20 protein-coding genes are annotated in these 20,287 nt (G+C 64.3%); 17 read left to right on the top strand and 3 right to left on the bottom strand.

The features are described from left to right. The first annotated feature begins 29 nt into the window (after nt 1-29). The 7 genes from DY468_RS11880 to DY468_RS11910 all read left to right on the top strand — a co-directional run bounded on the left by DY468_RS11880 (nt 30) and on the right by DY468_RS11910 (nt 7,990). Entirely contained in the window at nt 30-1,703 is a 1,674-nt protein-coding gene (locus DY468_RS11880; RefSeq protein ID WP_164605013.1) for an aromatic/alkene/methane monooxygenase hydroxylase/oxygenase subunit alpha, read from the top strand. Between the two features lie 105 nt (nt 1,704-1,808). Beyond that, complete coding sequence (locus tag DY468_RS11885; RefSeq protein WP_164605014.1) at nt 1,809-2,852, top strand: NADH:ubiquinone reductase (Na(+)-transporting) subunit F; 1,044 nt, start codon at nt 1,809-1,811, stop codon at nt 2,850-2,852. A gap of 67 nt (nt 2,853-2,919) precedes the next feature. Beyond that, a complete protein-coding gene (locus DY468_RS11890) occupies nt 2,920-3,984 on the top strand; it encodes an aromatic/alkene monooxygenase hydroxylase subunit beta (protein WP_164605015.1) in 1,065 nt (354 codons plus the stop codon). A gap of 79 nt (nt 3,985-4,063) precedes the next feature. After that, nucleotides 4,064-4,423: an MmoB/DmpM family protein gene (locus DY468_RS11895; protein WP_164605016.1), complete on the top strand. Its 360-nt coding sequence runs from the start codon at nt 4,064-4,066 to the stop codon at nt 4,421-4,423. 96 nt (nt 4,424-4,519) lie between these two features. Continuing rightward, the gene (locus tag DY468_RS11900) at nt 4,520-5,560 is read left to right on the top strand and encodes an amidohydrolase family protein (protein ID WP_164605017.1); all 1,041 of its coding nucleotides are present in this window, start codon (nt 4,520-4,522) and stop codon (nt 5,558-5,560) included. 4 nt (nt 5,561-5,564) lie between these two features. Further along, the gene (locus tag DY468_RS11905; protein ID WP_164605018.1) at nt 5,565-6,329 is read left to right on the top strand and encodes a metal-sulfur cluster assembly factor; all 765 of its coding nucleotides are present in this window, start codon (nt 5,565-5,567) and stop codon (nt 6,327-6,329) included. A gap of 32 nt (nt 6,330-6,361) precedes the next feature. Beyond that, nucleotides 6,362-7,990 carry a molecular chaperone GroEL gene (locus tag DY468_RS11910; protein ID WP_164605019.1) on the top strand — a complete coding sequence of 543 codons (1,629 nt, stop codon included), beginning with the start codon at nt 6,362-6,364 and terminating at the stop codon, nt 7,988-7,990. A gap of 234 nt (nt 7,991-8,224) precedes the next feature. Here DY468_RS11910 and DY468_RS11915 read toward each other — a convergent pair whose 3' ends face one another. Further along, nucleotides 8,225-10,204, bottom strand: a complete 1,980-nt coding sequence (locus tag DY468_RS11915; RefSeq protein ID WP_164605020.1) for a sigma-54-dependent Fis family transcriptional regulator — start codon at nt 10,202-10,204, stop codon at nt 8,225-8,227. A gap of 431 nt (nt 10,205-10,635) precedes the next feature. Between DY468_RS11915 and DY468_RS11920 the strand changes: the two genes are divergently transcribed. The 8 genes from DY468_RS11920 to DY468_RS11955 all read left to right on the top strand — a co-directional run bounded on the left by DY468_RS11920 (nt 10,636) and on the right by DY468_RS11955 (nt 16,639). Beyond that, nucleotides 10,636-11,031, top strand: coding sequence for a VOC family protein (locus DY468_RS11920; protein WP_164605035.1), 396 nt, complete (start codon nt 10,636-10,638; stop codon nt 11,029-11,031). Between the two features lie 181 nt (nt 11,032-11,212). Beyond that, nucleotides 11,213-11,473: a PH domain-containing protein gene (locus DY468_RS11925; RefSeq protein ID WP_164605021.1), complete on the top strand. Its 261-nt coding sequence runs from the start codon at nt 11,213-11,215 to the stop codon at nt 11,471-11,473. Nucleotides 11,474-11,597: 124 nt separating this feature from the next. Beyond that, complete coding sequence (locus tag DY468_RS11930) at nt 11,598-12,272, top strand: Crp/Fnr family transcriptional regulator (RefSeq protein WP_164605022.1); 675 nt, start codon at nt 11,598-11,600, stop codon at nt 12,270-12,272. Between the two features lie 113 nt (nt 12,273-12,385). Then, nucleotides 12,386-12,574, top strand: coding sequence for a YgaP family membrane protein (locus DY468_RS11935; protein ID WP_110788005.1), 189 nt, complete (start codon nt 12,386-12,388; stop codon nt 12,572-12,574). Between the two features lie 77 nt (nt 12,575-12,651). Continuing rightward, a complete protein-coding gene (locus tag DY468_RS11940) occupies nt 12,652-13,029 on the top strand; it encodes a carboxymuconolactone decarboxylase family protein (RefSeq protein WP_164605023.1) in 378 nt (125 codons plus the stop codon). 133 nt (nt 13,030-13,162) lie between these two features. Continuing rightward, nucleotides 13,163-14,242, top strand: coding sequence for a 3,4-dihydroxy-2-butanone-4-phosphate synthase (ribB, locus tag DY468_RS11945; protein ID WP_164605024.1), 1,080 nt, complete (start codon nt 13,163-13,165; stop codon nt 14,240-14,242). A 60-nt stretch (nt 14,243-14,302) separates the two neighbouring features. Further along, nucleotides 14,303-15,517, top strand: a complete 1,215-nt coding sequence (locus DY468_RS11950) for an acyl-CoA dehydrogenase (protein WP_107354472.1) — start codon at nt 14,303-14,305, stop codon at nt 15,515-15,517. Between the two features lie 189 nt (nt 15,518-15,706). Then, complete coding sequence (locus tag DY468_RS11955; protein ID WP_164605025.1) at nt 15,707-16,639, top strand: MBL fold metallo-hydrolase; 933 nt, start codon at nt 15,707-15,709, stop codon at nt 16,637-16,639. A gap of 13 nt (nt 16,640-16,652) precedes the next feature. Here the strand turns inward: DY468_RS11955 and DY468_RS11960 are convergent, their stop codons facing one another. Next, a complete protein-coding gene (locus DY468_RS11960) occupies nt 16,653-18,404 on the bottom strand; it encodes a methyl-accepting chemotaxis protein (protein ID WP_164605026.1) in 1,752 nt (583 codons plus the stop codon). A 196-nt stretch (nt 18,405-18,600) separates the two neighbouring features. Between DY468_RS11960 and DY468_RS11965 the strand changes: the two genes are divergently transcribed. After that, the gene (locus DY468_RS11965) at nt 18,601-19,347 is read left to right on the top strand and encodes a YebC/PmpR family DNA-binding transcriptional regulator (protein WP_164605027.1); all 747 of its coding nucleotides are present in this window, start codon (nt 18,601-18,603) and stop codon (nt 19,345-19,347) included. A gap of 45 nt (nt 19,348-19,392) precedes the next feature. Here DY468_RS11965 and DY468_RS11970 read toward each other — a convergent pair whose 3' ends face one another. Next, the gene (locus DY468_RS11970) at nt 19,393-19,698 is read right to left on the bottom strand and encodes a hypothetical protein (RefSeq protein ID WP_164605028.1); all 306 of its coding nucleotides are present in this window, start codon (nt 19,696-19,698) and stop codon (nt 19,393-19,395) included. A gap of 221 nt (nt 19,699-19,919) precedes the next feature. Between DY468_RS11970 and DY468_RS11975 the strand changes: the two genes are divergently transcribed. Beyond that, nucleotides 19,920-20,287: crossover junction endodeoxyribonuclease RuvC (locus DY468_RS11975; protein ID WP_164605036.1), on the top strand; the 368-nt coding region annotated here is incomplete at its 3' end.

A 20,287-nucleotide genomic window follows, 5' to 3' on the forward strand; every position in this document is an offset into this window, starting at 1 on the left:
AGTCAACGCAACGTCCAAGGGAGAAGTAAATGTCCGAGACACTGACGCTGAACAAGATCGTGAACCAGAAGGGGATCAGCACTGCGGAAGCCGCGAATCGGGTGTCCGATCTCGGCTGGACGCCGAGCTACGTCCAGGAGGCGATGACCTTCCCGACCGACTACAAGATCTCGCGGGTGCCGCGCGACCCGATGAAGCAGGTCTTGCGCTCCTACTTCCCGATGCAGGAGGAGAAGGACAATCGCGTCTACGGCGCGCTCGACGCGGCGCTGCGCGGCGACATGTTCCGCAATGTCGAGCCGCGCTGGGTCGAATGGATGAAGCTGTTCCTGGCGATCATTCCGTTTCCGGAGATCTCCGCGGCGCGGTCGATGGCCATGGTCGGCCGGCTGGCGCCGGGCGAGGAACTGCGCACCGGCTTTACCATGCAGATGGTCGACGAGTTCCGCCACTCCACGATTCAGATGAATCTGAAGAAGTGGTACATGGAAAACTACATCGATCCGGCCGGCTTCGACATCACCGAAGCGGCATTCGGCAAGTGCTACGCCACCACGATCGGCCGGCAGTTCGCCGAAGGCTTCCTCACCGGCGACGCCATCACCGCCGCCAACATCTACCTGACGGTGGTGGCCGAGACCGCCTTCACCAACACGCTGTTCGTCGCCATGCCGTCGGAAGCCGCCCGGAACGGCGACTATGCGCTGCCGACCGTGTTCCTGTCGGTGCAGTCCGACGAATCGCGCCACATCGGCAACGGTCACTCGATGCTGATGGCGATGATCCACGATCCGTCGAACCACCAGCTGCTCGAGCGCGACCTGAAATACGCATTCTGGCAGAACCACGCCATCGTCGACGCCGCGATCGGCACCTTCATCGAATACGGCACCACCAACCGCGACAAGAACAAGGAATCCTACGCCGAGCTGTGGCACCGCTGGATCTACGAAGACTACTACCGGACCTACATGCTGCCGCTCGAAAAATACGGCATCAAGATCCACCACGACGACGTCGCCGAGGCCTGGGACCGGATCGTCAAGAAGAATTACGTCCACAAGACCGCGCAGTTCTTCTCGGTCGGCTGGTCGTTCAACTTCTGGCGGATCGAAGCCCAGACCGAGAAGGACTTCGAATGGTTCGAGCACAAGTACCCGGGCTGGTACGCCGAATTCGGCGATTACTGGAAGTGGTACGCGAAGCTGTCGAAGCCGGGCGAGAAGGTGATCGCCTTCAATTCCGACGTCGGCTACGTCTATCCGCACCGCTGCTGGAGCTGCATGGTGCCGTGCCTGATCCGCGAGGATTTCTGCTGCGACGAAGTCGACGGCAAGGTCTACACCTACTGCTCGGAAGGCTGCCGCTGGACCCACAAGGTGGCGTTCGCCGCCGAGTACGAAGGTCGCGCCACGCCGGCGATGGGGCGCTTCAGCGGTCGGCGCGAGTGGGAGGAGTGCTACCACGGCTGGGATCACGCCGACGCCCTGGTCGATCTCGGCTTCGTGCGCTCCGACGGTAAGACGCTGGTGCCGCAGCCGCACCTGCGTTTCGAGCAGAAGGACATGTGGACGCTCGACCACGTCCGCGGCAACACGCTCGGCAGCCCGCTGCGCGCGTTCCGTGCATTGAAGCCCGGCGCCGAACGCGACGCCGCCGTCGCCGAGTATCGCAAGGGCTTCACCATCAACCCCTGCAACTGAGCGAGGTCGGAAGGCGAGGGGGCCGCTCAGCGCGGTCCCCTGGTCCCCCGCCGATGCGGCGCCGCGCGCGCTGTGAGCTTCGTTCCCCTAACCAGGCCGAGATCCATGTCGGAAACCACCACCACCTACAAGGTCCGCCTCGAGCCGGTCGGCATCGAGATGGATGTCGAGGAAGGCGAGACCGTGCTGGATGCCGGCTTTCGCCAGGGCATTGCGCTGATGCATGGCTGCAAGGAAGGCCAGTGCGGCTCCTGCAAGGCGCGTGTGCTGAGCGGCGATATCGAGATGCTGAAGTATTCGACCTTCGCGCTGCCCGATTACGAGCGCGAGAACGAACACGTCCTGCTCTGCAAGACCCACGCCTACAGCGATCTCGAAGTCGAGCTGCTGAATTTCGACGAAGAGCTGCTGTCGCATTCGATCGCGGTGAAATCGTTCGAGGCGCGGCTCGCCAAGGTGACGGCGCTGACCCACGATATTCGCCTGCTCGAAATCGACCTCGACAAGCCGATGAAGTTTTGGGCCGGTCAGTATGTCGATCTGACGCTGCCCGACGTCGGCGTGACGCGGGCGTTCTCGATGGCCAATGCGCCGGTCGACGGCACGCGGCTGTCCTTCATCATCAAGAAATATCCGAACGGCCTGTTCTCGTCACAGCTCGACGGCGCGCTGCAGCCTGGCGCTGTGCTGCAGGCCAAGGGGCCTTACGGCACCTGCTTCCGCCGCGAGGGGCGAACCGGCCCGCTGCTGCTGATCGGCGGCGGATCCGGGATGTCGCCGCTGTGGTCGATGCTGTCGGATCAGGTGCAGAGCGGCGATCAGCGGCCGGTGCGGTTCTTCTACGGCGCGCGCACGCGGGCCGATCTGTTCATGCTCGACGAGATCGCGGCGGTGGCCAAGGCCCTGCCGGACTTCCAGTTCATCCCGGCGCTGTCGCATGCCTCCGCCGACGATCAGTGGGACGGCGAGACCGGTTTCATTCACGAGGTGGTGCAGCGGCGGCTTGCCGCCGAGTCTCTGAGCGGGGTGATCGACGCTTACGCCTGCGGGCCGGTGCCGATGATCGATGCGGTGCTGCCGGTACTGCAAATGGCGAATGTCGAGCCCGATCACATCTTCTTCGACAAATTCACGCCGGCCACGCGCTGACGGCCGATGCTTTCCACGACGACCGAACGCCGTTCGGCGAGATTAATCATAACCCAGGGAGGATGACATGAGTGCGAGCCCACAGACCGTGCAGAAGTCCGGTGCCGCCGGATCGGCGATCTTCGCCGGATCCGACAGTCGTAAGTACAATTACTACGAGCCCAAGGCCCGCAAGGCGACGCATTACGAGGACATGACCGTCGACGTGCAGCCCGATCCGGAGCGCTATCTGCTGCAGGATTGGATCATCTCGTTTCCGGACGGCACGCCGACCTATTCCAAGACCTGGACCAAGGCGCTGAGCTCGAACTGGCATCAATTCCGCGCCGTCGATCAGGAGTGGGAGCGCACGCACTATCAGCGGCAGTCGACGATCTGCGGCATGGTGCAGGGCGTCATCGAGAATGCGCGCAAGTCCGGCGCGCCGAAGCGCTTCGACGCCGCATGGGTCAAGGTGCTGCAGGATCATCTCGGCGCCTACAAGCACGCCGAATTCGGGCTCGGCACCTCGCTGATGCAGGCGCAGCGCTACGGCTACACGCAGATGATCAACAACGCGACGCTGACCAATTCGTCCTACAAGCTTCGCTTCTCGCAAGACCTGACGCTGTATCTCAGCGAGATCGGCATGGATCTCGGCAACTTCGACCACACCGCAGGCAAGACGCACTGGCTCGAAGATCCGATCTGGCAGGGGACCCGCAGGGCGATCGAAGCCATCATGGGAGCGACCGACTATCTCGAGCAGTATCTCGCGACCAACCTGGTGTTCGAGCCGCTGGTCGGCGAGCTGTTCCGCAGCGGCTTCATCATGCAGATGGCCGCGTCGCAGGGCGATTTCGCGACGCCCTCGGTGGTCGCGGCGGCGGAAGCGGACTATGAGCGCAATCTCGCCAACACCGTCGAGCTGGCGCACATGCTGACGCACGACAAGGAGCACGGCGCGCACAACACCAAGCTGTTCAACGGCTGGATCGCCCATCACGGCGCGCTCGCCAAGGAGGCCGCCGCCAATCTGCAGCCGATCTGGTCGCAGCCGCGCGTCAAGGTGTCGAGCTTCGACGACGCGCAGGAGCGCGCGCACAACCGGATCCAGACGATCTGCTCGCAGGTCGGCCTCAAGGCGCCGTAGCGGCCTCACCGCGGCGCGCGGACAGTCGTCCGGGCGTCGCTCGACCCCCTTCAAGCCATCACCTGTTCAGGAGAACGACATGACCGAGGCCGCGACCAACATCTTCAAGTCGATGAAGGACATCAAATTCGAAGAGACGATCTCGCATCAATGCGGGGTCACGATGAACGACAGCGTCGAGGCGCGCGCCATCGCCGAAGTGATGGAGCAGAAGGCCGGCGTCAAGGTGACGTTCATGCCGGCGATGATCCGGATCGACGGCGAGGGCAAGCTGGTCTTCAAAATGAGCGAGATCAGCGAAGCGCTCGGCCGCGAGATGACACCGTATCTGTTCGAGATCTCGACCTCCACGCATTACGGCCGAATGGTGATGGTCGACGACGACACCGTGGTCTGCTTCGGCGACATGAACGAAGCGCTCGCCTACATCGAGCACTGATGCGGCGCAGGGCCGGGCACAGTCCGGCCCTGCCTGACAGAGATCCAACGATCAACAATCGATGTGCCCAACGCGGCACGACCAGGGAGAAGCGCGATGTACAGGACCGCATCAGGGGAAGAGATCTTTGTGATCGACGGCCACACCCATTTCTGGGACGGCAGCCCGGCGAACCAGAAGAACATCCACGGCAAGCAATTCATCGAGTGTTTCTATGCCTATCACGCCAATCTGAGCCCGCCCGACGAAAAGTGGACGCTTGAGCAGTTCGAGAAGTACGACGCCAGGACGATGCACGACGATCTGTTCGTGCGTGGCTACGACGATATGGCGATCTTGCAATCGACCTATCTGACCGATTTCTACAACCACGGCTTCAACACTGTGGAGCGTAATGCGGCGTTGAAAAGCGAGTATCCGGAGCGCTTTATCCTCAACGGCGCGTTCGACCCGCGCGACGGCAACAAGGGACTCGAGCAGCTGCACGCCGACGTCGAGAAGTACAAGCTGACCGGCGTCAAGCTTTACACCGCCGAATGGCGCGGCGAGTCGAAGGGCTACCGGCTCGACGACAAGGAGTCCTATACGTTCCTCGAGGCCGCAGAGAAGCTCGGCATCAAGAATATTCACGTCCACAAGGGCCCGACCATCATCCCGCTGAACAAGGACTCGTTCCATGTCGGCGATATCGACGACGTCGCGACCTCGTTCCAGGGGCTCAACTTCATCGTCGAACACTGCGGCCTGCCGCGGCTCGACGATTTCTGCTGGATCGCCACCCAGGAGACCAACGTCTATGGCGGCCTCGCGGTGGCGTTGCCGTTCATCCACACCCGCCCGGCCTATTTCGCGCATGTGATGGCCGAGCTGCTGTTCTGGATCGGCCCGGACAAGATTCTCTATGGCAGCGACTACGGCATCTGGACGCCGAAATGGCTGATCGATCGCTTCATGGCGTTCGAGATTCCGGAGGAGCTCAGCAAGGAAACCGGCGCGGTGCTGACGCTGGAGACCAAGAAGAAGATCCTCGGGCTCAACGCGGCACGGCTCTACAACATCGATATCGACGCCCAGAAGCAGCGGATCGGTGCGGCCGGCGGCTACGATCACCTCGCCGCAGCTCACGCGGCGGAGTGAGGCGATGACTGCCGTGACGATCGCAGATCTTGAGGCCGAGGTCTGGCGCGCATTGGAGACCATCACCGATCCGGAGCTCGACGAATCGGTGACGGATCTGAAGTTCGTCACGGGGGTCGATGTGGATGCGGGTTACCGCGTCCACATCGGCTTCCGCCTGCCGACCTATTGGTGCGCCGCCAACTTCTCGTTCCTGATGGCCGACGACATGCGTACCGCGGTGCTGCAGCTGCCGTGGGTGCGCTCGGTCGAGGTCACGCTCGGCGAGCACATGTATGCCGACAAGATCAACACCGGCCTGAAGGAGGGGCGGTCCTTCGAGGAGACGTTCGGCGAGGAAGCCGATGGCGATCTCGTCGAGGTGCGGCGAACCTTCCTGCTGAAGGCATTGCAACGTCGGCAGGCGGCGCTGCTGGCGCATCTGATCGATCAGGGCTTCGCGCCGACGATGCTGGTCGATCTGACTTACCACGAACTCGCGGCGCTGGATCTCGACCAGGCGGGTGCCCGGCTCGTCGCGCGCTACCTGGAACGGCGTCCGGTCGTCGCCGGCGCCAATGCGGGTCTGGCCTTCGTCGATGTCGAGGGACAGCCGCTGCAGGCCGAGACGCTCGCTGCCTATGTTCGCGCGTTGCGGCGCGTCGACGTCAACGCCGAGTTCAACAGCGCGCTGTGCAGAGGGTTGTTGCATGTCCGCTTCGATACCGAGACGCCGCTAACGTCCCGGCGCGCAAAACCGCAGGACCAGACGCAACGCGCGCCCGTTTAGCTCGCACACAACAAAAACCAGGGAGGATCACGATGGCTAAGATGATGCTTCACGATGCCCCGGCGCGCGAAGCGCTGGGACGCGGGGTCGCCAAGCTGGCGAAAGCAGTCAGCGGAACGCTCGGGCCGAAGGGGATGAATGCCGTCATGGACCGGCCGATCGGTACGCCGCTGGTTTCGCGCGACGGCGTCAGCATCGCGGCCGAAATCGAGCTGGAATGCCCGTTCGAGAATATGGGGGCGCAAGTGCTGCGCGAGGTCTCGAAGCAGACCAACGAGGTCGCCGGCGACGGCACCACGACGGCGACCGTGCTGGCGGATTTCCTGGTGCAGCAGGGTCTCAAGCTGCTCGCCGGCGGTGCCAACGCGGTCGAGCTCGTCGAGGGGGTGGAAGCCGCCGTCGAGGAAACCATCAGGGCACTCAAACGCGCAGCGAAACCGGTCGACGGTCCGAACGGCATTCGCGCCATCGCCACGATCGCTGTCAACGATGCCCGGCTCGGCGCGATGGTCGCAGAAGCGTTTGCGCGCGCCGGCAATCACGGCATCGTCGCGGTGGAGTTCGGCTCCACGGTCGAGACCACGCTGGAAGTCGTCGAGGGCATGGCGTTCGAGCGCGGCTATCTCTCCCACCACATGGTCACCGACGTGGAGCGCATGCAGGTGGTGCTCGACGAGCCCTACATCCTGATGACCGACCACAAGATCCAGACCAGCGATCAGCTCGCCGGTGTGTTCGCGCTGATCGAGAAGAGCGGGCGACCGCTCCTGATCATCGCCGAGGAGGTGGCACCGCCGGTGATCATGATGCTGCTGTCGCGGCGCGAGAAGACCAACATCAAGGTCGCGGCGATTCACCCGCCGGAATATGGCCACTGGCGCAAAGCCATGCTGGAAGACATCGCGGTCGCGACCGGCGGCCGGGTGATTTCACGTGATCTCGGCGGCACATTGGAACGCGCCAAGCTCGAGGATCTCGGCGCAGCGCGGCAGGTGCGGATCTCGTCCTCTAAGACGTTGATCACGGCAGGCCACGGTAAACCTAACGAAATCGAAGCTCGCCGCGCGCAGGTGCTGCGGCAGTACGAGGCCGCTCCGGAAAACATCGAACGCGATAAATTCCAGGAGCGATTGGCCAAGCTTTCCGGTGGTACGGCGATGATACTCGCCGGCGGCGCCACGCCGGTCGAACAGAAACGCCGCGCGCAACTGATCGAGGATTCGATCAACGCCACCCGCGCGGCGATCGAGGAGGGCATCGTGCCCGGCGGCGGTGTCGCCTTGATCAGGGTCGCCCCCGAACTCGATGGCTTGATCGGAAAGCTCGAGGGCAGCGCGCGGCAGGGCGCGGAGCTGGTGCAGCGTGCGCTGAGCCAGCCGCTCGCCTGCATCGTTGCTAATTGCGGCCGCGACAGCTCCGCCGCTGTCGACAAAGTCGCCAAGGCCAGCAACGGTTACGGCTTCGACGCACGCACCGGCACCACGGTCGACATGATCAAGTCCGGCATCATCGATCCGGTGAAGGTCAGCTACTCGGCCGTCCGCAACGCCGGCTCTGTCGCCGCACTGATCCTGACCACACAGACGCTGATCGCCAAGAAGCCGGAGGTTCACGACATCACCGCCGAACCCGCCCGTGGCGGCGGCGCGGAGCTGCTGTGAGAGTGCACTCGTCGGTGCAGCCCTCGGAAAGCTTCCACTGATTGAAGCGATACGACCGTGACCACGTGCCGGGCTCCTCATCCCGAGGAGCCCGGCGAAGCCGGGCGTCTCGAAGGATGGGCCACGTTCGACTCGCGGCCCATGGTTCGAGACGGCGCTGCGCGCCTCCTCACCATGAGGTTGTGCCCGTTGAGAGCGTCTCGGTGAATCAAGAAGTATACTGTTGGATAGCGATCACCGCGGCGCCGTCTGACCCAGCGCGCGGTACACCGTGTTGCGGGATACGCCGAGGCGGCGGGCGGTTTCGCTGACATTGCCGGCGGTCTCGGCATGCACCGCGAGGATGCTGGCGAGCTGCATGTCCTGCAACGATCCGAGCTTCGTTGGTGGTGTCTGGCCGATCAGGTCGGCAATCGTCGCCGATCCCGGCTCGTCGCCGCAGGCGAGGGCGATGCGCGCCAGGATGTTGCGCAATTCGCGGATATTGCCGGGCCAGGATCGTGCCGCAAGCGATGCGATCGTCTGTGCTCCGACGTTGCAGCGCGGATCGATGCCGTCGATCAGATGTCGCACGATCGACTCGAAGTCGGTCCGATCGCGCAGGCGCGGCAGGGTGACTTCGACCGTGTTGAGCCGATACAGCAGGTCGGATCTGAAACGGCCCTGGGCGACCGCGTCCTCGAGTCCCGCATTGGTGGCCGAGACCAGAAAGACATCCACCCGCTTGCGTGCGCCGCCGACCGGCCGCACCGTCCAATCGTCGATCAGACGCAGCAGCACTGCCTGCAGTGCGATCGGCATGTCGCCGATTTCGTCGAGGAACAAGGTCCCTCCGTCGGCTTCCTGCACCAGCCCGGGCGCGCCGCCGCGGCGGGCGCCGGTGAACGCGCCCTCGGCGTAGCCGAACAGTTCGGCCTCGATCAGGCTGTCCGGCAGCGCCGCGCAGTTGACCGGCACGAAGGCGCCGGTTCTGCCGCTGGCGGCGTGGGCATGGCGGGCGAGCTGTTCCTTGCCGGTGCCGGTCTCGCCGAGGATCAGGATCGGCACTTTTCGGGCGGCAGCGATTTCGACGCGGCGGACGACGGCCTGCACCGCCGGATCAGCAGCGACGAAGCTGGTCGCCGGCGAAGGGGAACGGCGCGATTGCCGATTCGCAGGACGGGCACAGTCCGGACGCTTTGTGGCCGGATCCTCGCAAAAGCGTAAGCCTGGAGGCGGCGCCGGCCGCGCTTCCGAATTCGGTCGGCGATCACCGGGCGGATCCGCCCGCTGCGGGCTGCGATCCGAGCCGCTGGGCCGCCGCCTCGCGTGCAGCACGATCACGGCGCCAATTCCGGTGTCCTCATGGGCGACGAGATCGAAGCTGGCGCTCGGAATCAGCTCCTTCAGCTTCGTCGGCCAGTCGGTGAAGTCGAGCTGCTTGAGGATCCGGGTCGGCGGATCGTGGGCGCCGCCACGCCGGCTGTCGGCGATTGCCTTGCGGGCAATCTCGCTGCCGTGAAGGATATTGCCGCGCCGATCGATCAGCAGACATTCGTCGGCTGCCCAGATCGCGCGGTTGGCGAGATAGTGCTGCAGCAGGCGTTCGTGATCTTCCTTGATGGCGCGGGCCAGCACGCTTTCGACCTGCTGCCCGACGCAGACCGCGAGCGCCAGGCTGTGCGGATTGAAAGTCGCAGCCGGTCCGGAAATGTCGACGATGCCGAGGACTTCGCCGTCGATTGGATCGCGTACCGGAACCGCCGCGCAAGTCCAGCGCTGGACTTCGGTGCAGAAGTGCTCGGCGCCGTGGATCTGCACCGGCCGCGCTTCCGCCATCGCCGCGCCGATCGCGTTGGTGCCGATATCGGCCTCGCTCCAGCGGCCGCCATGTTCGAGATGCACGGCCCGCCCGGCATCGATCACGCGCGCGTCGCCTTCGGTATCGATGATGAGACCCGATGGGTCGGTCAGGATCATGATTGAATGGGCATCGCTCAAAAACGTCCGAGAGTTCTCCAGCGCCGGACGTGCTGCGTGACGTAGCGCGCCGTGCTTGGCGCGCTGACGAAACAGCTCGGCTTCGGCGACCAGCGGAGCGGTCGCGCGGTCGACTGCGACTTGATGGCGACGTGAACGCTGCCACGAATTCGCCACAGGGGACCGCAGCTCGCCCGCCAGCGCGCCGCGTTCAACGAAGCGCTCCCAGGCGGCGCGAACGTCTCGCTGGTCCATGTCGGCTCCCTTGGCGTCATGGCATCCGAGGCGCCGATGAGCGGCGCCCAACCGGGCCGCTGCCCGGCTGCTCGCGATCACCTCGGCGAATTCGTTGACCCTCGACATGTCCCGCGCGAACTCGCTCAGTGTCTGTAAGGAGGCTGGCGAACTCGCGAATGGTGAACTTATACCTCCTCAGCAAAGTGGCAAGAAATAGTCCGTGCCGAATGCGGCAAGCCAAGAAGAAATCGTTGTTGCAATGCGGTTGCGAAGAACTTCTGGTTTGCATTGCGAGACGAGCGTGACTACCACGACGTGTAGCACGTTGCCGATACTGCTCGTTGTCGGCGCTGGCGTTCTTTGCGCGTTTCGTCGCACAATTGGCGTGACGACAACAGCGCCGCTGAGTGGCGCCTGCCCTGAATTCCGTCAGCAGAGGAAGGCCCGTAATGGCGAAGCCGGTTCATTCGATGGTTCGTGTGCTCGACGAAGAACGGTCGCTGAAGTACTACCGCGCGGCCTTTGGGCTGGAGCCAGCCGATCGTATCGCTTTCGACGATTTCACACTGATCTACCTGCGTCATCCGTCGTCTCCGTTCGAACTTGAACTCACCGTCAATGCCGATCGAACCGAGCCCTATCAGCTCGGCGATGGCTACGGCCATCTTGCGGTGGTGGTCGACGATGTGGCCGCGGAGCACGCGCGCTTTGAGCGTGAAAATCTCGCGCCCGGTCCGCTCCGGGAATTGCGGCACGATGGCGGCGTGTTGGCACGCTTCTTCTTCGCCGCAGATCCGGACGGTTACAAGATCGAGGTGATCCAGAAGGGGGGCCGGTTCGGTTGATGAAGGAGGCGATGGAGCCGCTGCGTCGGCGGCACATTGCAAGTCGAACAAGCCGGAACTCGAACAAGCCGCAATTGATGTGGTGCAACTGCGCGGCCGGGGCGTTGTCAAGAAATGACCATCGATTGGTCTCGGAACAACTCTCGCCTCGCTGACATTGATCCCCCAACAGGAGGTTCAGATGTCCAACCGCTTTCGTATCGCTTCGCTCGTTTACATGATGACCAACGCCGTGTTGTTCGGCGTCGGCATGGTGGCCGTGCTGACCATTCCGGCGCTTTCGCGGAACGCGATGGACTGGGTTCCGTTGGCGGTCGCGGCGAGCTTCATTCTGGCCGCGCCGATTGCGTGGTGGATCGCGCCGCGGCTGCGCGCCCGCTACTGGCGTCACCGGGACGGCGACGTCATTTCCGGCCCCTCGACGGCGACCGATAACCCCTGAGGCGTCGTCCGCTGTGGCGACCAGCCGCGGCTGGTCGCCACAGCGCCGTTGATCAAGATCAACTGGCGGCCACGGCTCTCGCCCGTATCCTCGGCGGCTCGAGCGTGAACCTTGGTCGGTTGTGATGAGTTTGCCTGCTGTCGATTGGTTACGCGGCTTCCCGGCACTCGGGGAGCTGCCGGAGACGGAGCGATCGTCCCTCGCGGGTACGGCGATGGCCATGAGCCTGCCGGCGGGCGCGTCGGTGTTCGCGCCGGACCAGCCGTGCGGCATGTTCATCCTGGTCTGCAGCGGCACGGTGCGCGTGTTTCAGCTCGATCCGGCCGGCAACGAGATCGTCCTCTACCGGCTTGGCCCCGGCAGTATCTGCATCCTGACGACATTGGCGCTGCTCGCCTCCGACAGTTACAGCGCGTTCGCGGTGACCGAGAGCCCGGTCGAGGCGGTCGGCCTGCCGGCCGCGACCTTTCACGATCTGATGGGGCGCTCGTCGCAATTCCGCAGTTTCGTGTTCAACGCCCAGGCCGCCCGCATGGCGGACCTGATGGCGGTGATCCAGAACGTCGCATTCGCCTCGATCGAGACCCGGCTGGCCTCGCGCCTGCTGGCGCTCGCCGCCGATGGGCGCGAGTTGTCGATCACCCATGCCCAGCTCGCTGCCGAAATCGGCTCGGCACGGGAGGTTGTCAGCCGTCACCTCAAGACCTTCGAGCGCCGCGGCTGGGTCAGTCTCGGGCGCGGCCGGGTGGAGCTGCGCAACGCCGCACCGCTGCGCGCCGCCGCCCGATCCGCCCACTGAGACTGCTTTTGCGGATTTTCGCTTCCTCGCGAGCGCCGGTGACTTGGTCACAGACCGTGACTCACCATCGCCGTACAACCAGCGCGTCACTCAACCGAGCGAGGGGAACGACAATGACTGTGAACATGGGAATGATCGATCGTGTGCTGCGCGCCATCGTGGGCGCCGGCCTGATTTATTGGGCGCTCACCACCGGGCCGATCTGGGCCTGGATCGGCGTCGTGCCGCTGTTGACGGCGGCGATCGGTTTCTGCCCGGCCTATACGCTGTTCGGTATCAAGACCTGCGCGACCAAGTCTTGACGCCGTCGACCCAAGTGTGGCTCTCGGGGCGGCGCAGCCCGTTCCCGGGAGTTGCCTTTTTCTGAATAGGGGAAACCATGCACAAGAATTGGATCGATCTGACGGGCGAGCTCTCGGTGGCGCTGCGCGAAGTCCGCACCGGGGCGCCGGACGTCATGAAGGGCTTCTCGGCGATCGCGCAGGCGGCGCTCAAGGCCAATGCGCTGGATACCAAGACCAAGGAGCTGATCGCTCTGGCGATCTCGGTGGCGACGCGTTGCGATGGCTGCATCGGCTTTCACGCCGAAGCCGCAGTCAAGCACGGCGCGACCCGCGACGAGGTGATGGAGACGATGGGCATGGCGATTTACATGGGCGCCGGTCCCAGCGTGATGTACGCCGCCCAAGCGGTCGAGGCTTACGATCAGTTCGCCAAGAAGAAGGCGGCCGCATCCGCTCCGTCCGCTGCGGAGTAACCACGAACCGCATTTGGCGACCAATTTCGCTCTGCGGTAGAGAATTTCACGCAAGGAGGCCGCCTTGGCGGCCCGCCTTGCGTCCTCGCCCGTGCTGCGTCATATGGTCGGGTCTTGTCCGAGAGATCCGACCATGGCGCATCCGATTCAAGAAGTTCTGCAAGCCTTCGCCGCCGGCGAAATCGTCGTCGTCACCGATGACGACGATCGTGAGGGAGAAGGCGATCTGGTGGTCGCCGCCTCGCTGTGCACCGCCGAGAAGATGGCGTTCATCATCCGTCATACCTCGGGCATCGTGTGCGCCCCGATCACCATGGACGATGCGCGGCGGCTGCGGCTCGACCCGATGGTTGCGCACAACGACAGCAACCATACCACCGCCTTCACCGTCTCGATCGACTACAAGCCGGACAACGGCACCGGGATTTCGGCGGACGAACGCGCCTCGTGCTGCCGCGCGCTCGCCAATCCGAATGCTGGCGCCAACGACTTCGCCCGCCCCGGTCACATCTTTCCGCTGATCGCGCGCGAGGGCGGCGTGCTGCTGCGCTCCGGTCATACCGAGGCCGCGGTCGATCTGTGCAAGCTCGCCGGTCTGCCGCCGGTCGGCGTGATCAGCGAATTGATGAACGACGACGGCACCGTCACCAAGGGCGCGCAGGTCGTCGAATTCGCCAAGAAGCATAATCTCAAGTTGGTGACCATCGCGGACCTGATTTCGTATCGTCAGGCGCGCGAGAAGTTGATCGAGCGCGTCGCGACGTTTTCTATCGATAGTCCGATCGGTCCGATGCAGGGCTATGCCTACCGTTCGCCGTTCGACGAAATCGCCCACGTCGCCTGTGTCTACAACGGCATCGGCGACGGCAAGAACGTGCTCACCCGGTTCCACAAGCCGAACATCGTCAAAGAACTCTTCACCGGTCCGCGGCGGATGCAGGCGGTGCTCGATCACTTCAAGGCGAACGGTTCCGGCGTGCTGGTCTATCTGCGCGATGGCGCCGCTGGCGTGCCGGTCGCGCCGCTCGACGAGCAGAAGACCGCCGAGGCCGACCGGCATCGGCAGTGGCGCGAGATCGGCGTCGGCGCGCAGATCCTGCGAGATCTCGGTGTGACGTCGATCCGGAATCTCACCACGTCGCAGATCGACTACAAGGGCTTGTCCGGTTTCGGCATCGAGATCGTCGGCACCGAGCACCTTGAAGGCACCTGACCGAGGTCTTACCCTCCCCATCAACATCGCCCGATGCGGCAAGGTCTGAAAGGACAATCGATGAGCGTGCGCGCGCAAACCAAGGACAAGCCGGCTCCTGCGAGCTTCAAGTGGGAGGATCCCCTCCTCTTGGAAGATCAGCTCACCGAAGACGAGCGAATGATCCGCGACACCGCGCGCGCTTACGCCCAGGACAAGCTGCTGCCGCGCGTCAATCAGGCCTATCTCGAAGAGAAGACCGATCGCGAGATCTTCAACGAGATGGGTTCGCTCGGCCTGATCGGCGTCACGCTGCCGGAGGAATACGGCTGCGCCAATGCCAGCTACGTCGCCTACGGCCTGGTGGCCCGCGAGATCGAGCGGGTCGACAGCGGCTATCGCTCGATGAACAGCGTGCAGTCGTCGCTGGTGATGTATCCGATCTACGCCTATGGCGACGAGAACCAGCGCAAGAAGTACCTGCCCAAGCTCGCCTCCGGCGAATGGGTCGGCTGCTTCGGCCTCACCGAGCCGGACGCCGGCTCGGACCCCGGCGGCATGAAGACCAAGGCCGAGAAGGTCGCCGACGGCTATCGCCTCACCGGCAGCAAGATGTGGATCTCGAACGCGCCGATCGCCGACGTGTTCGTGGTGTGGGCGAAGTCCGCCGCGCACGACAATCAGATCCGCGGCTTCGTCCTCGAGAAGGGCATGAAGGGCCTGTCGGCGCCGAAGGTCGGCGGCAAGCTCTCCCTGCGCGCCTCGATCACCGGCGAGATCGTGATGGACGGCGTGGTGGTGCCGGAGGAGAATCTGTTGCCGAACGTCTCCGGCCTCAAGGGCCCGTTCGGTTGCCTCAACCGCGCCCGCTACGGCATCTCCTGGGGCGCGATGGGCGCTGCGGAAGACTGCTTCCACCGCGCCCGGCAGTACACGCTCGACCGCAAGCAGTTCAACCGTCCGCTCGCCGCCACCCAGCTGGTGCAGAAGAAGCTCGCCGACATGGAGACCGAGATCACCCTCGGCCTGCAGGCGTCTTTGCGCGTCGGCCGGCTGATGGACGAGGGCAAGATGGCGCCGGAGATGATCTCGATCGTCAAGCGCAACAATTGCGGCAAGGCACTCGACATCGCCCGCATGGCTCGCGACATGCACGGCGGCAACGGCATCCAGATCGAGTACCATGTGATGCGCCACGCCCAGAACCTCGAGACGGTGAACACCTACGAGGGTACCCACGACGTTCACGCCCTGATCCTGGGACGGGCGATCACCGGGCTGCAGGCGTTTTCGTAAGGCGGGGCGTAAGTCCGCGCCCTTTGTTCCGCGCTCTGCCGTTATCGCCCGCGTAGGCGGGCGACCCAGTATCCCAGAGTGTTCGCTATATGCGATGGCGGTGAGTACTGGATCCCCCGCATGCGCGGGGGATGACCACCCGGGCGAGTTGGTAAGAACAAACAACAATCAAATTTGGTTGGAAACGCCATGAGCGACGAGAGCAGGTCCGAAGACGACGTTCCGTTCAATCGCGAGTTCGCGTTGCAGCCCGGAGTGGTCGAGGAAATCCGTCCCGGCCTGCGCCGCGTGTTGTGCAACAACCCGTCGCCGTTCACCTTCACCGGCACCGTCAGCTACATCGTCGGCCGCGGCAAGGTCGCGATCATTGATCCGGGTCCTGCGGACGAAGCCCATGCCAATGCGCTGCTGGACGCCGTCAAAGGCGAGACCGTTACGCACATTCTGGTCACCCACACCCACAAGGATCACTCGCCCGGCACGCCGCTGATCAAGCAGGCGACCGGCGCGACCGTCTATGCCGAAGGGCCGCATCGGGCGTCGCGGCCGTATTTCGAGAGTGAGACGGTGTCGACCGAATCCGGCGCCGACCGCAACTTCAAGCCCGATATCGCGATCCGCGACGGCGACGTGATCGAGGGCGACGGTTGGACCATCGAGTCGGTGGCGACGCCGGGCCACACCGCCAATCACATGGCGTTCGCCTGGCGCGAGGGCGACGCGCTGTTCGTCGGCGATCACATCATGGGCTGGTCGACCACCATCGTGGCGCCGCCGGACGGCTCGATGCCTGACTACATGGCGTCGCTCGACCGTCTGATCGGCCGCGACGAGCAGCTCTATCTGTCCGGTCACGGCGCCGAGATTCCGGAAGGCCCGCGCTACTCGCGCTTTCTGAAGCGGCACCGGCTGGCGCGCGAAGCCTCGATCCTGCATCGCCTCGGCAAGGGCGAGACCGACATTCCCAGCATGGTGCGGGCGATCTATATCGGCATCGACCCGCGGCTGGTGAGCGCTGCAGGCTATTCGGTGCTGGCACATCTGGAAGATCTGGTAATGCGCGGCGTCGTCGCCACTGACGGCGATCCGGTGATCGGCGGCCGCTACCGGCTGGCCCGTTAGCAGCCGCTTTTCCTCACAGCTTGTACGCGGTGCGGAAGCCGCCCCAGTGGCGGCCGCGCACCCGCACCGGGACGTCGATCTCGCGCATCATCACGGTCTGGCCGCCGCCCATGTCGCGGGCGTAGCTCTGGATCAGGAACGAGCGGGTGTTGCGGCCGGCCGCGAGTCCGGCCGGATCGTTGAAGATCCGGCGGTTGCGGGCATTGGCGGTGTTGAAGGCGACATCGCCCGGCCGCTGCGGTTGCGAGTACAGTTTGTTGTGGACCGGCAGATAGCCGTTACGATCGATCATCACGCAGAACGCCATCCTCGGGTCCTTCGCCAGGAAGGCTTCCTGGAACGAGGGGAGGGCGCCGTCGGCCCAATCGAGGTATTGGGTGCGATATTGTTTCGGATCGGTGCCGGGGATCTCGATGTAGTTCTCATCGAACATCTGCTCGAGCGTCACCGCGCCCGACGCAATGCCGCGCTCGAACATCCTGGCAAGTTCATGCCCGGCCTCGATGGCGCGGGTGACGAACTCGGTGTTCTCGTCGCGGATCACCCAGAGCCGATCCTCGATCCGCTCCTGCAGACCCGCGTCGGGGGCGACGAACCGCGCCAACGCCCCGGCCTTGCCTTGCTCGGTGATGCGAATGCGGCACCTGCCGATATCCTGCAACTCGGCGGAGAGTTGCTGCCCGGTGGCGAGGCCGGTCACGGCCGGGCTGCTGATCAGTAACCCGTCCATCGAGATTTCGTATACCGGCGCGGAGATCTTGCCGCGGGGAGTCTCGATCTCGATCTGCAGGTGGCACGGCAGCTTCTCCCGGCGTCGGGCGTCTTCGCGATCGCCGAGCTTGAGCAGAACCGCGGTGCGTGCCCGCAGCTTCTCGGCGAGAGACGTGACGTTCTGACCAGCGCGGGCGACTTCGTCGCCGTGCTGCTCGGCTTCGCGGGTGGCGCTGTCGATTTCGGCGGTGCTGTCGCCGACCGAGGCGATGAAGGTCGAGGCCGAGGTGGCGTTGCCGGCGATGTCGCCGGTGGTGGCGTTCTGTTCGGCGACCGCGCCGTTGACCGTCTCGAACACCGGCCGGATCGCTGCAATCGCACTGGTGATGCGATGGACCGCGTCGGCCGAGCTGGAAGCGTCGCGCTGCAGCGCGTCGATCTTGTGCTTGATCTCCTCGGTGGCCTCTTGGGTCTGAACTGCCAGCGCCTTCACCTCGGTCGCCACCACGGCGAATCCACGCCCCGCCGCGCCGGCGCGCGCAGCCTCGATCGTCGAGTTCAGGGCGAGCAGCGTGGTCTGGCGGGCAATCTGCGAGATCAGATTGACCACGTTGCCGATTGCCGCCGACGAATCCCGCAGCCGTTCGACATTGGCAGTAGCTTCCTGGGCGGCGGCGCTGGCGTCGTCGGCGAGCTGCGAGGCTTGGCGGACCTGGGCACCGATCCCCTCGGCCGAATGGGTGAACTTGTCGGCAGCTTGTGAGAACGAATCTGCGGTGGCCTGAGCGGCGCTGGTCCGGCCGGTGAGAGCATCGGTGCGCTCACGGATGGTGTGCAGGGTCGTGGTCGTCGACTGCACGCCGGTGGTCACCGAGACGGCGGCGCGTTCGAGCTGGCGGATCAGGGAGCCGAGCTCGAGCTCCAGCAGTTCAAGGATTTCACGCGCCGAATCGGTCTCGGCGACCGCCGGTTCGGCCGCAGGCTGGGTCGAAACCGCAACGACGTTCGGGGCCGCCGTCTCCGGCAGCCGCTTGCGAAATAAGCCGAACGCCATAATACCTCCCGTATAACTAGAATTTAGCGAGATACTCTCTCTTTTCTACGTGAAGTTACGGTTAAATTTTCTTTCGCTGGAATTCTGGATTTCGCGCCTCGGTACGGTGGCGAGCCTTTGATTTTGGCGGATGCGCCGCTTATAAACCCGCGCCGCAGCCCGAAATTCCAACGCATCGACCCGCGAAAGAGAGCGCATGGCCGGACATTCGCAATTCAAGAACATTATGCACCGCAAGGGCCGGCAGGACGCACAGCGGTCCAAGCTGTTCAGTAAGCTCGCCCGCGAAATCACGGTGGCCGCCAAGCTCGGCACGCCGGACCCGGCGATGAACCCCCGGCTGCGGGCCGCGGTGCTCGCGGCGCGTGCGGAAAACATGCCGAAGGACAATATCGAGCGCGCGATCAAGAAGGCGATCGGCGGCGACTCTGAGAACTATGACGAAATCCGTTATGAGGGCTACGGCCCCGGCGGCGTCGCCGTCATCGTCGAGGCGCTGACTGACAACCGCAACCGCGCCGCTTCCGATATCCGCTCGTTCTTCACCAAGTCCGGCGGCAATCTCGGTGAAACCGGCTCGGTCTCTTTCATGTTCGACCGCACCGGCATCGTCGAATACGACGCCGACAAGGCCTCCGCCGACGAGATGCTCGACGCCGCGATTGAAGCCGGCGCGGACGATGTCGTGTCGTCGGAGTCGGGCCATGAGATCTACGCTTCGCAGGAGACCTTCCGCGATGTCGCCAAGGCGCTCGAAGCCAAGTTCGGCGAAGCCCGCAAGGCGGCGCTAATCTGGAAGCCGCAGAACACGGTCGCGGTCGACGACGAGACCGGCGAGAAGCTGTTCAAGCTGATGGACGCTCTGAACGACCACGACGACGTGCAGAACGTCTATGCCAACTTCGAAGTCTCCGACGCCCTGATGGCGAAAATGGCCGGCTGATCCGGACTGCGCGGCCGGTCGGCCGCGCATCCAGCGGGCGTCGCTCTACAGCACGACGATGTTGTACTTCGCGGGGCCGACGACCGAGGCCACACGCATGCTGACCGTGTTCTGGGTGTTGCTGTCTTCGTAGATGATGGTCTGGTCCGGCGGAACCGGCGGCGGCGGCGGTGGCGCCGCCGTATACGGCGGGTTGGGCACCGTCTTGGTCGTCAGGGTGCCGGTAGTGCCGGCCGGCGGCAGCGGGCCGACTTCCGGAAGCGTCGGGAAGGTGAGGTTGTCGACAGCAACAGCATAGAGATCCGTTTCAGACTGCCGCCTGACCTGGCCGTGGGTGATGACGCGGGTCATGGTCCGTGCTCCTGAGGTTCGAGTTAAGATAGCAAAAGAAGATCATAACAACTATAAGTTGTAAATTGATGTGTGCTCGCCTCGGGATCGCCCGAGGGAAGGAGCGCGCTGGTGTCGGTTCGTTGTCGGCGACTGCGCTGACGAGCCTGCGCCAGTCATTCCCTGGGTACGGCTGCCCGTTGCTATTTTGTTCTTAAGCTTTTCGGCGCTATCACATGGCCATGACACCATCGCCGAATCACAGCGTCCGCATTCTTGGCGTCGACCCCGGCCTCCGCCGCACCGGCTGGGGTGTGGTCGAGAGCGAGGGCAATCGGCTGGTGTATGTGGCGTGCGGCTCGGTGGAGCCGCGCGATACCCTGCCGCTCGCTGAGCGCTTGCTGGCGATCCATGATGGGCTGGCGAAGGTGCTGGCCGCCTACGCGCCGGCCGAGGCTGCGGTGGAGCAGACTTTCGTCAACAAGGACGGCGCTGCGACGTTGAAGCTCGGCCAGGCGCGCGGCGTGGCGATGCTGGTGCCGGCGATGCACGGTCTCCTGGTCGCCGAATACGCGCCCAATCTCGTTAAAAAAACGGTGGTCGGCGCCTG

The sequence above is a fragment of the Rhodopseudomonas sp. BR0M22 genome, assembly GCF_010907035.1.
GTDB lineage: Bacteria > Pseudomonadota > Alphaproteobacteria > Rhizobiales > Xanthobacteraceae > Rhodopseudomonas.

Excerpts from the sequence above, each read along its gene's own strand:
- DY468_RS11880 (WP_164605013.1), top strand. The coding sequence starts at position 30 with ATGTCCGAGACACTGACGCTGAACAAGATCGTGAACCAGAAGGGGATC.
- DY468_RS11885 (WP_164605014.1), top strand. The coding sequence starts at position 1,809 with ATGTCGGAAACCACCACCACCTACAAGGTCCGCCTCGAGCCGGTCGGC.
- DY468_RS11890 (WP_164605015.1), top strand. The coding sequence starts at position 2,920 with ATGAGTGCGAGCCCACAGACCGTGCAGAAGTCCGGTGCCGCCGGATCG.
- DY468_RS11895 (WP_164605016.1), top strand. The coding sequence starts at position 4,064 with ATGACCGAGGCCGCGACCAACATCTTCAAGTCGATGAAGGACATCAAA.
- DY468_RS11900 (WP_164605017.1), top strand. The coding sequence starts at position 4,520 with ATGTACAGGACCGCATCAGGGGAAGAGATCTTTGTGATCGACGGCCAC.
- DY468_RS11905 (WP_164605018.1), top strand. The coding sequence starts at position 5,565 with ATGACTGCCGTGACGATCGCAGATCTTGAGGCCGAGGTCTGGCGCGCA.
- DY468_RS11910 (WP_164605019.1), top strand. The coding sequence starts at position 6,362 with ATGGCTAAGATGATGCTTCACGATGCCCCGGCGCGCGAAGCGCTGGGA.
- DY468_RS11915 (WP_164605020.1), bottom strand. The coding sequence starts at position 10,204 with ATGGACCAGCGAGACGTTCGCGCCGCCTGGGAGCGCTTCGTTGAACGC.
- DY468_RS11920 (WP_164605035.1), top strand. The coding sequence starts at position 10,636 with ATGGCGAAGCCGGTTCATTCGATGGTTCGTGTGCTCGACGAAGAACGG.
- DY468_RS11925 (WP_164605021.1), top strand. The coding sequence starts at position 11,213 with ATGTCCAACCGCTTTCGTATCGCTTCGCTCGTTTACATGATGACCAAC.
- DY468_RS11930 (WP_164605022.1), top strand. The coding sequence starts at position 11,598 with ATGAGTTTGCCTGCTGTCGATTGGTTACGCGGCTTCCCGGCACTCGGG.
- DY468_RS11935 (WP_110788005.1), top strand. The coding sequence starts at position 12,386 with ATGACTGTGAACATGGGAATGATCGATCGTGTGCTGCGCGCCATCGTG.
- DY468_RS11940 (WP_164605023.1), top strand. The coding sequence starts at position 12,652 with ATGCACAAGAATTGGATCGATCTGACGGGCGAGCTCTCGGTGGCGCTG.
- ribB (WP_164605024.1), top strand. The coding sequence starts at position 13,163 with ATGGCGCATCCGATTCAAGAAGTTCTGCAAGCCTTCGCCGCCGGCGAA.
- DY468_RS11950 (WP_107354472.1), top strand. The coding sequence starts at position 14,303 with ATGAGCGTGCGCGCGCAAACCAAGGACAAGCCGGCTCCTGCGAGCTTC.
- DY468_RS11955 (WP_164605025.1), top strand. The coding sequence starts at position 15,707 with ATGAGCGACGAGAGCAGGTCCGAAGACGACGTTCCGTTCAATCGCGAG.
- DY468_RS11960 (WP_164605026.1), bottom strand. The coding sequence starts at position 18,404 with ATGGCGTTCGGCTTATTTCGCAAGCGGCTGCCGGAGACGGCGGCCCCG.
- DY468_RS11965 (WP_164605027.1), top strand. The coding sequence starts at position 18,601 with ATGGCCGGACATTCGCAATTCAAGAACATTATGCACCGCAAGGGCCGG.
- DY468_RS11970 (WP_164605028.1), bottom strand. The coding sequence starts at position 19,698 with ATGACCCGCGTCATCACCCACGGCCAGGTCAGGCGGCAGTCTGAAACG.